Below are 12,538 nucleotides of genomic sequence, written 5' to 3'. Positions count from 1 at the left end.
AGACAAACATGAAAAAATTCTACTACATATTATTATTGAGCTTTATGCTTATAGGGTTTTCTGCGGATGCCCAACGGCAACGGCCAAACCCCGGGGAAATTGAGGCTCAAAAAACAGCTTTTATAACCAACAATCTGGACTTGACCCCAGAGCAGGCACAAAAGTTCTGGCCCATCTATAACGCCTCAGAGAAGCGTATGGAAAGCATCAGACGGCAGCAAAGAGAGGCGCTTATGAAAGTGCGTCTTAACGGAGGTGCAGTTTCAGATTCCGAGGCTTGGGATCTAATAGAAAATCTAATGTCTTGGGAGCAAAGCATGCTGGACGAGCGCAAGAACCTGGTCGCGCAACTCAAAGGAGTGGTAACTCCGCAGCAAATACTAAAGCTAAAACGAGCCGAAGAGGAATTCAAACGCAGACTCCTGCAAGCCATGCAAAGACGCAGAAAGAATTAAGATGAGCGAGCCTTCGGGTTCGCTTTTTTATTTAAAGACGAGTTTATCTATCTTGCCATAACCGCTGGCAAAGGCTGTACTATCGTTAACAAATTGGATGTTGTAATAAGACTCCTTAGTTAGTTCTACCCAAGATTCACCTCCATCATTAGAATAGGAAACCCCGGGAATTCCAACTGCCACTATCCCCTGCCCTTTGGTATTTGGCAAATAACGAACGCAGGAACGATATCCTGGACCAGCCTGATCACTGATCAAGTTCCAGGTCTTGCCGCCATCTGTGGTTATTGCCTTATTACCACCATTGTCTTCCTTTGCGTCCCAATTTCCACCAAAGATGATCCCGTTCTTGGCGTCTTGAAATGCGACGGAATAGATGCCTGTCATCGCCTGGCCTTCTATAATAGGCGTTTCATAGACTTTCCAAGTTTGCCCACGATCTGTGGTTTTGAAAACTCGGGCGCGTTTTCCTCCGGAGACCAACCAGGCCGAATTCCCAAAAACGGCAATATTGGAATTGCTAGCCGCGAATGCCGCTTCTCCTTCTTCTGTCGCTGGCAGACGATCGCAAGGAACCTTGGTCCAACTATCACCGCCGTCTGTGGTTAGAATTACCGAAAGGCAGCCATCAGTAGGGTCGCCCATAGCGATACCATTCTGATCGTCCCAAAAGGCCATAGCGTCATAAAACACATTGGGATGAGTCTCTGTGTAAACATCTTCTATAAAAGTAGGATTGGTCCCCTCTACTCCAATTTTATATAAAACAGCCGGGTTGCCAATAGAAAGTACAAAAACAGCATCCTTGGTTCTTGCTATAGATCTAAAGGCCAAAAGAGAATCCTGATAGCTCACACTGGCCAATTTTGGGATCTGTCCTTCTATCACACCTATCTTACCATTATTGGCTGCAAACCAGACTGTAGAATCGTTTACAGCAGCGATGGCTCGGATACTGATACTATCCCTAAATACGGCAGTGGCCTCGATTTCTGTGAATTCAGGAGCAAGAGAATCGGTACAAGAATAAAATCCTAAAATTAGGGAGCAAGTAAACAGCCAAGAGCGTAACATACGTGATTTAATTTGCCTACAAATATAAAAGAAAGCAACGGCAAGAAGCATAATGATAATTTAGCCTTGGCTTTAGTTGGTTCTAAACAAATAAGGCTACTTTTGCAGCGATAATGAATACACCCATTCGATTCCATAGAAACCTGGTTTTTGCCACCTTAGACAGTTTGAAACTGATCTTTAACGAGCAAAAACAAGCCGATAAAGTCCTTAAGCAAACCCTTAAACGCGACAAGCGCTGGGGTGCTAGAGATAGAGGTTTTATCGCCGAAACCACATATGACATAGTACGCTGGCAAAGGCTTTATGCCAAAGCGGCCGATGTAAAAGGACCTTATTCCAGAGAAGATCTCTACAGGCTTTTCGCGGTTTGGACTGTACATAAAGGACACACTTTACCCAACTGGCCTCAATTTGAAGGAACTCCGGTTAGACGCATCCGAGGAAAATTCGACGAACTCAAAAGCCAACGCGCTTACAGAGAGTCCATCCCTGATTGGCTAGATGCCATGGGGCTTGAACAGCTCGGCGGCAAGTGGGAAAAGGAAATTCACGCTTTAAATGAGCAAGCCGAGGTAGTCCTTAGAGCAAACACCCTTAAGACCAATAAAACTAGGCTTAAAGATGCCTTAGAAGATGCTGAGATAAGCAGCAAAAGCAGCAAAGTTTGTCCAGATGCGCTCATCTTAGCAGAGCGTACCAATGTTTTCTCATTACCTATTTTTAAAGAAGGATGGTTCGAAGTACAAGATATTTCATCGCAGCAAGTAGCCCCATTATTGGATGTAAAACCTGGGATGCGCGTAGTTGACGCCTGTGCTGGCGCTGGAGGCAAGACTTTACACTTGGCGGCGCTCATGGAAAATAAAGGTCAGATCATTGCCACCGACATTTACGATTTTAAATTAGCCGAATGCAAGCGTCGAGCAAAACGAGCCGGAGCTCACAATGTTGAAACCAGATTCATTGACTCACCTAAGGTCATTAAGAAGCTTTACGGCACTGCAGATCGCGTGCTCATTGACGCTCCGTGTAGTGGTTTGGGTGTTTTAAGACGCAATCCCGACAGCAAGTGGAAACTAAGTCCGCAGTTTATGGAAGAGATCCAGGAACTACAAGCCGATATCTTGGCCCGCTATTCGCGCATGGTAAAAGACGGTGGTAAATTGGTCTACGCGACCTGTTCTATTTTACCTGCAGAGAATGGACTACAAGTAGAAAAATTCCTGGCCTCAGAGGCTGGAGCTGTTTTTAAAAAAGAAGAAGAACGAACGCTATGGCCTAGTGAAACCGGATATGATGGTTTCTATATGTGTCTACTTAGCAAATCTAATTAAAATGAAGTTTTACTTAAGCCTATTATTTTTTAGTCTTACTCAACTTGTTCTTGGGCAACAACCGTATTATGACGATGTCAATCTCACCTTGACCGGAGAGGCACTTTACACGGAGTTACAAGACAAGATAAGTAATGCCAGTAGCACTTTCGATTATGCCGATGCTAGAGATGCCCTACTGTTCACAGACGAAAATCCATCTAATAGCAGCCAAGTTTTACTGATCTACGGTTATAACGATAGCGACGGAAGCTGTACTACCGACAGAACTCGTTCCAAGAGCTTGTTCGGCGGAATGGAATGTGAATATAACAGAGAACACGTATTTGCTCGATCTAACGCCGACCCAACCATGGGATCTGTTGATAATTCCACAACTGGGATCGGAGCCGATCCGCATAATCTACGCGCATCAGATCAGCAAATGAATAACAACAAAGGCAATCGCAGGTTCGGAGATAGTAGCGGAAACGCTGGAGTTATTGGCGGAGGCAACTGGTACCCTGGAGACGAGTGGAAAGGTGATGTTGCTCGTATGATGATGTATATGTATACCCGTTACGGAAATCGTTGTTTGCCTGCTCTGATGGGAACTGGCCCCACGCAAGGCAGCACAGATATGCTGCAACTCTTTTTACAGTGGAATGTAGAAGATCCGGTAAGTTTTTATGAAGATCAGCGCAACGATTATCTAGAAACAGCCTACGGAAACAGAAATCCATTTATAGACAACCCAGTGCTGGCTACCATAATTTGGGGTGGTGATACTGCAGAAGACCGTTGGGGCCTATTGGCTACAGCTTCTTTTACTGCGGATGCCTTTGCCCTCTACCCTAACCCAAACGTTAACGGACAACTCAACATCAGCACAAGCCTAGATATAGATAGTGTTAAGATCTACAGCGTGACCGGTCAACTACTGCTAGAAGCACATCAATTTCAAGGAGAAATACTGGATGTTTCTAAACTAAGTTCTGGACTTTATTTGGTACAGATCACCGAAGCCGAAAAACAGTTAGTAAAACGGTTAATTATTCGCTAAATCTTCTTGATTTAGAGGGGAAAAATTTTCTGGAATTGACGTACCTTTGCATTGCAATTGTACGTTAATCCGGCCGTATTATGATTCATTTTTTTGGCGATGCTACCACCGTTTTCGCCGTCCAAGCTACTTCTGACTTTCAAGAATCTGACCTGCAAAAATTAACCTGGCTTTTTGGCAACCGATCACCGATCGAGGGCGAATCTGTTTCTGGAATTTTTATTGGTCCTAGAGCAGCCATGGTAAGTCCGTGGAGTACCAACGCTGTAGAGATCACCCAAAACATGGGCATTAGTGGAATAATTCGTATTGAGCAATACGAAGCTGTTAGTGCAGATTTCGCCGACTTCGACCCTATGCTGAGCCAAAAGTTCAGCGGTCTAAACCAAGAGCTTTTCACCATTGATATTGCGCCGGAACCAATAATGAACATAACTGACATTGCGGGCTTTAATGCCAGTGAGGGCTTGGCCTTAAGCGATGATGAGATTGAATACTTGGAGCAACTGGCCGAACGCTTGGGTAGACCCCTAACAGATAGTGAGGTCTTTGGTTTTTCTCAAGTAAACAGTGAACACTGCCGCCACAAGATCTTTAACGGGACTTTCGTTATCGACGGAGTAGAACAAGACAGCAGTCTCTTTAAACTTATCAAGAAGACCTCAGAAACGCATCCTAACAAAATTGTATCGGCCTACAAAGACAATGTGGCTTTTATAGAAGGGCCTGAAGTAACGCAGTTCGCACCAGAGCGTCCGGAGGTTCCTTCCTACTACCAACAAGAAGATTTTGAATCCGTGATCTCGCTCAAAGCAGAGACACATAACTTTCCAACTACTGTAGAGCCTTTTAACGGAGCTGCAACAGGTAGCGGCGGAGAGATCCGCGACCGTTTAGCAGGTGGACAAGGTTCTTTGCCTCTGGCTGGGACCGCTGTATATATGACAGCTTATTCTCGTCTAAACGAAACTCGTCCCTGGGAACAAAAAATAGACGCCAGAGATTGGCTTTACCAAACTCCGCTAGACATTCTTATAAAAGCTTCCAACGGAGCTTCGGACTTTGGAAACAAATTTGGACAACCCCTTATTGCCGGGTCTGTCCTGACGTTTGAGCATGAAGAAGATGCTCGTACTCTGGGTTTTGACAAGGTGATCATGCTTGCCGGAGGTATTGGTTATGGTAAAAGATCACAAGCCATCAAGGCAACTCCGGCTAAAGACGATGAGATTGTAATACTAGGTGGAGAGAATTACCGCATTGGAATGGGTGGTGCAGCGGTTTCTTCCGCAGATACAGGAGCATTTAGCAGTGGGATAGAACTCAACGCCATTCAGCGCTCTAATCCTGAGATGCAAAAGCGAGCAGCAAATGCTATTCGCGGTATGATAGAAAGTAAGAACAACCCTATAATCTCAATTCACGATCACGGTGCTGGAGGTCACTTGAACTGTCTTTCTGAATTGGTTGAAGAAACAGGAGGTCATATCGACTTGGACGCCTTGCCTGTTGGAGATCCTACGCTGTCGGCCAAAGAACTTATTGGGAATGAGTCTCAAGAACGTATGGGCTTGGTCATTGGCAGTGAAGATGCAGAGATCTTAAAGCAAGTAGCAGATCGTGAGCGTTCTCCAATGTATAAGGTAGGAAAGGTCACAGATGACCATCGCTTTAAATTCGAAGGGAGCAAATCCGGAGAAAAACCAATGGACTTCATGTTGAGTGATATGTTTGGTAGCTCGCCAAAAACTATCATGGAGGACCAGCGTATTGCCCAAGATTTTGACGCAATCAAATACGACCCGGCCACCCTTAAACAATATGTCTTTGAATTGATGCGCCTAGAAGCGGTAGCCTGTAAAGATTGGTTGACCAACAAAGTGGACCGCTGTGTAAGCGGACGTGTTGCCAAGCAACAATGTGCTGGCCCATTGCAATTGCCGTTGAACAACTGTGGTGTAATGGCCTTAGATTACAAAGGCAAGGAAGGTGTGGCAACAGCCATAGGACATTCCCCCGTTAGCGGTTTACTTGATCCGGCTGCAGGCAGTCGTAATGCTATTACAGAGTCTCTTACCAACATACTCTGGGCACCAATTAAGGATGGCTTGAGTGGGGTTTCACTCTCCGCCAACTGGATGTGGCCCTGTAACAATCCGGGTGAAGATGCACGCTTGTATGAGGCCGTGAAGGCCGTCTCTGACTTTGCCATCGAATTAGGGATCAACGTGCCTACTGGTAAGGATTCGCTTTCTATGAAGCAGAAATACAAGGATCGTGAAGTTTTGTCACCAGGTACGGTGATCATCTCTGCTGCGGGACATTGTGATGATATCACTAAAGTGGTGGAGCCCGTATTGCAGAAAAATGCAGGAAGTATTTACTATATAGACTTTTCTAAAAATGCAGCGGCTTTGGGCGGTTCCTCTTTTGCACAAACGCGTTCTGCCTTAGGCAAGACTCCAGCTGATGTCTCCGATGCCAATTATGTAAAAACAGCTTTCAATACCCTACAAGAACTTATCAGAGCGAATCAGATCGCAGCCGGGCACGATATTGGCTCCGGAGGGCTTATAACTACACTGGCAGAAATGTGTTTTGCCGATCGTGACTTAGGAGCTGCGCTAGACCTAAGCAGTTTGAACGCTGCTGATTTTACCACGGCCTTGTTCGCTGAGAACTGCGGCGTGGTCATTCAAGCGGTACAAGACGCTACTGTGGAAAACGCCCTGAACGCCGCTGGTGTTTCATTTGTAAATCTCGGAGCGGTTAATCAAACCGCTGCACTAACTTTAAATTTCAAAGGTGATTCACTGCTTTTTGATATTGATGAGCTACGCGACGCTTGGTATGAGACTTCATATTTGTTAGACAGACAGCAAAGTGGTACAGATAATGCCAAAGCGCGCTTTGACAACTACAAGAATCAACCCTTGCGCTTTGAGTTTCCGACGGATTTTACCGGAGCGATTCCGGAGATCGATCCGGCGAAGCCTCGTATCAAAGCAGCCATCATCAGAGAAAAAGGTTCTAACAGTGAGCGCGAAATGGCCAATGCCATGTATTTGGCTGGTTTTGACGTTAAGGACGTTCATATGACCGACCTGATCAGCGGACGCGAAACCTTAGAAGATATTCAATTCATCGGTGCTGTGGGAGGATTCTCCAACAGTGATGTACTTGGTTCTGCCAAAGGTTGGGCGGGAGCCTTCTTGTACAATGAAAAGGCCAAATCTGCACTAGATAACTTCTTTGCCCGCAAAGACACCCTGTCGTTAGGTGTTTGTAACGGCTGTCAGTTGTTTGTTGAGTTGGGAGTGATTAATCCAGATCACGACGAAAAACCAAAAATGCTTCATAACGAGACCGGGAAATTCGAATGCAGTTTTACCTCGGTAACCATTCAAGAGAATCCGTCGGTAATGCTTGCCGGACTCGCGGGCAGCACACTGGGAATCTGGGCTGCGCACGGCGAAGGAAAGTTCTCTTTACCCAAAGCAGAATCTGCCTATAATATTGTAGCCAAATACGGTTATGAAGGTTTGCCTGCAAACCCGAACGGTTCAGACTACAACACAGCTATGATGTGTGACGACAGCGGTCGTCACTTGGTCATGATGCCACACTTGGAGCGTTCTACTTTTCCGTGGAACTGGGGTCATTACCCAGCATATCGGGACGACAAAGTAACGCCTTGGTTACAGGCCTTTGTCAATGCTCGTCTGTGGTTAGAACAAAATATGGAGGGCTAATTCCCTAGTTTTTAGGAGATCGTCAATTAAGACATAGTAGCGAATACCTCATTTATACGATTGACAAAAAATGGGTGTATTTTTTCGTATTTTGCAAAAAATCTAGCAGAATCGAACTATGACAGAAATTAAACGACTCTTTGACTTCCCCTATTATCAATTAGAAAACCTGCCGCGTGAGGATGCGCTAGTAACCAAATACGCAGGCACCTGGACTAGTACATCTACTCAAGAATATATAGATAAAGCCAATGCCATTAGCCGAGGCTTGTTGCGGTTGGGCGTAGACACCGGAGATAAAGTAGCCTTGATCTCCATGACCAACCGCACCGAATGGAATATCTGCGATATAGGCATATTACAACTTGGAGCACAAGATGTACCTATTTATCCAACCATTTCTGAGGATGATTACGCTTATGTTTTAAATCACAGTGAATCCAAATACTGTTTTGTTTCTTGTCAAGAGGTCTTAGATAAGATCAACAAGATCAAAGATCAGGTTCCTTCACTGCAAGGGGTATATTCTTTCGACAGCATTGATGGCTGCGACAATTGGACCAAGGTTTTGGAGCTCGGAGCAGAGGACTCCAACCAAAACGAAGTTCAAAAACGTATGGACGCCGTTAAAGAATCTGACCTAGCCACCTTAATATACACCTCTGGTACCACAGGAAGGCCTAAAGGAGTTATGCTAAGTCACAGCAATATAGTGAGCAATGCCATTAACAGTGCAACGCGACTACCTATCATAGAAGGATCTGCCAAAGCGTTGAGCTTTTTACCAGTCTGCCATATTTACGAACGAATGCTGATGTATATGTACCAATATACAGGTACGGGGATCTACTTTGCAGAATCCTTAGAAACCATCAGCGACAACTTAAAAGAAGTTAAGCCGCAAGTAATGACCGCGGTTCCTCGACTGCTAGAAAAAGTATACGACAAGATCATCGCCAAAGGAACAGACCTGACCGGAATTAAAAAGAAGTTATTCTTCTGGGCAGTTTCTTTAGGACTTAAATGGAAACCTTACGGTCAAAATGGAGCCTTTTACGAATTTAAACTCAAGATCGCCAGAAAATTGATCTTCAGTAAATGGCAAGAAGCTTTAGGAGGAAACCTCCAGGCTATCGCCTCTGGTTCTGCTGCACTACAGCCGCGTTTGGCGCGTGTATTCAACGCAGCGGGTTGTCCTGTTTTTGAGGGTTATGGCTTAACAGAGACCTCTCCGGTAGTATCTGTAAACGATATGCGTAATGGCGGACTCAGAATCGGAACAGTAGGAAAAATGCTTCCAGATACCGAAGTGAAGATCGCAGAAGATGGAGAGATCTTAGTTAAAGGCCCTCAGGTAATGATGGGTTATTACAAAGATCCTGAGAAAAGTGCAGAAGTTTTAAAAGATGGGTATTTCCACACTGGAGATATTGGAGAGATAGATGCAGATGGATTCTTAAAGATCACCGATCGCAAGAAAGAGATGTTCAAAACTTCGGGTGGAAAATACATAGCTCCGCAGTTAATTGAAAACGTGATGAAGCAATCGCGCTTTATTGAGCAGATCATGGTTATTGGAGATGGTGAAAAAATGCCAGCGGCACTGATTCAGCCTAACTTTGAGTTTATTGCAGACTGGAATGAGCGCAAAGAAAAAGGCTTACCATCTGACCGTGCTACCTTGATCAAAGAAGAAGTTTTGATCAAACGCATTCAAAAAGAGGTGGACAGATACAACGAGCGTTTCGGGAAGTGGGAAATGATCAAGAAATTCGAATTGACTCCAGACGTTTGGAGCATCGAAGACGGTCACCTCACTCCTACTATGAAAATGCGTCGCAAGATCATCAAAGAGAAATACATGGATCTGTATAACAAGATCTACGGACACTAAAAAAGAGCGCTCCCTTAACGGGAGCACTTTTTTATAAATTTATTATGCATGCATAATAAATTTATATATCTTTGGAGGAGTTAACCCTCCACTATGAAGGAAAAAACCATAGACTATATTTTGCGCGCTACTTGGATGGCAGTTGCAAAAATGTATAACGAAGAAGCAAGTAAAAAAGGATCAACCATGGCTACAGGTTTTGCACTCATCAGCATAGATCCGGAAGAAGGCACTCCATCTACCGCCTTAGGGCCTAAAATGGGTATGGAAGCAACGAGTTTATCTCGCACCTTAAAGACCATGGAAGAAAAGGGCCTAATTGAACGCAGACCTAACCCTCTGGACGGACGCGGCGTATTGATACACCTTACCGAATTCGGGCGAGAAATGCGTGAATATTCCAAGCAAGTTGTTATCACTTTTGACGAGGCTGTCAAAGAGACGGTAAGCAAGGAAGATTTTGCAACCTTTATGAGAGTCGCAAATAATATTTTGGAACTCATTCAATCAAAAAAAATATACAACGAGAAAAAAATTGTATCCTAAAATGGCAAAACGAACCATTAATAAAGTAGCAGTCATAGGCTCCGGGATCATGGGAAGCGGCATCGCTTGTCATTTTGCCAACATTGGAGTTGAAGTATTGCTTTTAGACATAGTTCCCAGAGAACTGAGCGAAAAGGAACAAGCCAAAGGTTTGACCTTAGAAGACAAAGTGGTTAGAAACCGCATGGTAAATGATGCTCTGACCAAGGCTATTAAATCTAAGCCAGCACCACTTTACCACAAAGACTTTGCAAGCCGCATTACCACAGGAAACCTAGAAGATGATATTGCTAAAGTAGGCCAGGTAGACTGGATCATCGAAGTGGTGGTAGAACGCTTAGATATTAAAAAGCAAGTCTTTGAGAATCTGGAAAAACACAGAAAGCCAGGAACGCTTATTACTTCCAATACTTCTGGTATTCCAATTAAATTCATGAGCGAAGGGCGCAGTGAGGATTTTCAAGCGCATTTCTGCGGAACGCACTTCTTTAACCCGGCGCGATACTTAAAGCTATTCGAAATCATCCCTGGACCAAAGACCAAACCAGAGGTCTTAGATTTCTTGAACGGTTATGGTGAGCAATTCTTGGGGAAAACCTCCGTTGTAGCCAAGGACACGCCAGCCTTTATTGGTAACCGTATTGGGATCTTTAGCATTATGAGCTTGTTCCATATGGTTAAAGAAATGGGCTTGACCATAGAAGAAGTAGACAAATTGAGTGGCCCCGTAATTGGTCGCCCAAAATCTGCAACCTTCAGAACGGTTGACGTTGTTGGACTAGACACCTTAGTTCATGTAGCTAACGGAATTGCCGAAAACTGCCCAGAGGATGAGCGCAAGTCGCTTTTCGTTTTACCGGATTTCATCAACACTATGATGGAAAACCAGTGGTTGGGAAGCAAGTCGGGACAAGGTTTCTACAAAAAAGTAAAGAAAGAGGACGGCTCTAGTGAGATCTTATCTTTAGATCTAGACAGTTTGGAATACCGCGCTAAAAAACGCGCTGCCTTTGGCACGCTAGAACTTACCAAAAGTATAGACAAAGTTATCGATCGCTGGCCAGTATTAGTAGGCGGAAAGGACAAGGCTGGCGAATTCTATCGCAAGACCTTGGCTGCGCTTTTTGCTTACGTATCTCACCGTATTCCAGAGATCACCGATCAGCTTTATAATATTGATGACGCCATGAAAGCCGGTTTTGGTTGGGAACACGGTCCTTTCCAGATCTGGGATGCCATAGGCGTTGACAAAGGCTTAGAATTCATAGCAGCAGAAGGATTAGAGGCTGCTGCCTGGGTTCAGGAAATGCGTGACAGCGGAAGCAAATCCTTTTACACTGTAGTAGATGGAGCTACTTACTGCTACGATCGTGATAAAAAAGGACAAGAAAAGATCCCTGGACAAGATGCCTTTATCATTCTGGATAACATCAGAAAATCTAAAGAGGTCTTTAAAAACAGCGGCGTTGTTGTAGAAGATCTGGGCGATGGAATCCTTAATGTAGAATTCCAAAGCAAGATGAACACCATTGGTGGCGATGTTTTAGCCGGACTTAACAAGGCTGTAGACCTAGCGGAAAAGGATTTTGACGGATTGGTAGTAGGAAACCAAGCCGCGAATTTCTCTGTAGGCGCCAACATTGGAATGATCTTTATGATGGCTGTGGAGCAAGAATACGACGAACTTAACGCCGCCATAAAATACTTTCAAGATACAGTAATGCGCATGCGCTACTCTTCTATTCCAACGGTAGTTGCTCCTCACGGAATGACCCTGGGTGGAGGTTGTGAACTTTCGCTACACGCCGATATGGTGGTTGCAGCCGCAGAGACCTACATTGGACTTGTAGAGTTTGGTGTTGGAGTGATCCCTGGTGGTGGTGGAAGTAAGGAAATGACCTTGCGCGCCGCAGATACCTTCCACAAGAATGATGTGGAACTCAACGTACTTCAGGAGTACTTCTTGACCATTGGAATGGCCAAGGTAGCAACTTCTGCTTACGAAGCCTATGACACTGGTATCCTTCAAAAAGGAAAAGATATTGTTGTGGTGAACAAAGACCGTCAACTGGCTACAGCTAAGGCCTACGCACGCTTGATGGCAGACCGCGGTTACACTAAACCTATCCAACGCACAGACATAAAAGTACTCGGTAAACAAGCCCTAGGTATGTTCTTAGTTGGTACAGATTCTATGGAAGCTGGACGCTACATCAGCGAACACGACAAGAAGATAGCCAACAAACTGGCCTACGTTATGGCCGGAGGTGACCTATCAGAACCACAACATGTGAGTGAGCAATACCTACTCGATTTGGAGCGCGAAGCTTTCCTATCTCTATGTACAGAGCGCAAGACCTTAGAGCGCATTGAGCATATGTTGAAAAAGGGTAAACCGCTTAGAAATTAGTACTTGGTATTTAGTACTCAGTCTAAAG

General features: G+C 44.7%; 8 protein-coding genes. 7 read left to right on the top strand and 1 reads right to left on the bottom strand.

Going from position 1 to position 12,538, the window contains the following annotated elements; translation table 11 throughout:
• Positions 1-8 precede the first annotated feature (8 nt).
• On the top strand, positions 9-455 hold the full coding sequence (locus AC0J2F_RS12320; RefSeq protein WP_087522845.1) for a Spy/CpxP family protein refolding chaperone: 447 nt from the start codon (positions 9-11) through the stop codon (positions 453-455).
• A 27-nt stretch (positions 456-482) separates the two neighbouring features.
• On the opposite strand, the gene AC0J2F_RS12315 is transcribed toward AC0J2F_RS12320, so the two are convergent.
• A complete protein-coding gene (locus tag AC0J2F_RS12315) occupies positions 483-1,529 on the bottom strand; it encodes a WD40/YVTN/BNR-like repeat-containing protein (RefSeq protein WP_473007906.1) in 1,047 nt (348 codons plus the stop codon).
• A gap of 125 nt (positions 1,530-1,654) precedes the next feature.
• Between AC0J2F_RS12315 and AC0J2F_RS12310 the strand changes: the two genes are divergently transcribed.
• From AC0J2F_RS12310 to AC0J2F_RS12285, 6 genes are all read left to right on the top strand, one after another.
• On the top strand, positions 1,655-2,866 hold the full coding sequence (locus tag AC0J2F_RS12310; RefSeq protein WP_473009391.1) for an RsmB/NOP family class I SAM-dependent RNA methyltransferase: 1,212 nt from the start codon (positions 1,655-1,657) through the stop codon (positions 2,864-2,866).
• Between the two features lies 1 nt (position 2,867).
• Positions 2,868-3,908, top strand: coding sequence for an endonuclease (locus AC0J2F_RS12305; protein WP_473007905.1), 1,041 nt, complete (start codon positions 2,868-2,870; stop codon positions 3,906-3,908).
• A gap of 80 nt (positions 3,909-3,988) precedes the next feature.
• On the top strand, positions 3,989-7,660 hold the full coding sequence (gene purL / locus AC0J2F_RS12300) for a phosphoribosylformylglycinamidine synthase (protein WP_473007904.1): 3,672 nt from the start codon (positions 3,989-3,991) through the stop codon (positions 7,658-7,660).
• Between the two features lie 118 nt (positions 7,661-7,778).
• Positions 7,779-9,554, top strand: a complete 1,776-nt coding sequence (locus AC0J2F_RS12295; RefSeq protein ID WP_473007903.1) for an AMP-dependent synthetase/ligase — start codon at positions 7,779-7,781, stop codon at positions 9,552-9,554.
• A 93-nt stretch (positions 9,555-9,647) separates the two neighbouring features.
• Entirely contained in the window at positions 9,648-10,100 is a 453-nt protein-coding gene (locus AC0J2F_RS12290) for a MarR family winged helix-turn-helix transcriptional regulator (RefSeq protein WP_473007902.1), read from the top strand.
• Between the two features lies 1 nt (position 10,101).
• Positions 10,102-12,510, top strand: coding sequence for a 3-hydroxyacyl-CoA dehydrogenase/enoyl-CoA hydratase family protein (locus AC0J2F_RS12285; protein WP_473007901.1), 2,409 nt, complete (start codon positions 10,102-10,104; stop codon positions 12,508-12,510).
• Positions 12,511-12,538 lie beyond the last annotated feature (28 nt).

It is taken from the genome of Gilvibacter sp. CC01, from assembly GCF_055755295.1.
The sequence above is the reverse complement of the archived record's forward strand: the minus strand, read 5'-3'. Positions and strand labels throughout refer to the sequence as shown.

Bases quoted from the DNA above. Each gene is read 5' to 3' on its own strand.
- AC0J2F_RS12320 (WP_087522845.1), top strand. From the start codon at position 9: ATGAAAAAATTCTACTACATATTATTATTGAGCTTTATGCTTATAGGG.
- AC0J2F_RS12315 (WP_473007906.1), bottom strand. From the start codon at position 1,529: ATGTTACGCTCTTGGCTGTTTACTTGCTCCCTAATTTTAGGATTTTAT.
- AC0J2F_RS12305 (WP_473007905.1), top strand. From the start codon at position 2,868: ATGAAGTTTTACTTAAGCCTATTATTTTTTAGTCTTACTCAACTTGTT.
- purL (WP_473007904.1), top strand. From the start codon at position 3,989: ATGATTCATTTTTTTGGCGATGCTACCACCGTTTTCGCCGTCCAAGCT.
- AC0J2F_RS12295 (WP_473007903.1), top strand. From the start codon at position 7,779: ATGACAGAAATTAAACGACTCTTTGACTTCCCCTATTATCAATTAGAA.
- AC0J2F_RS12290 (WP_473007902.1), top strand. From the start codon at position 9,648: ATGAAGGAAAAAACCATAGACTATATTTTGCGCGCTACTTGGATGGCA.
- AC0J2F_RS12285 (WP_473007901.1), top strand. From the start codon at position 10,102: ATGGCAAAACGAACCATTAATAAAGTAGCAGTCATAGGCTCCGGGATC.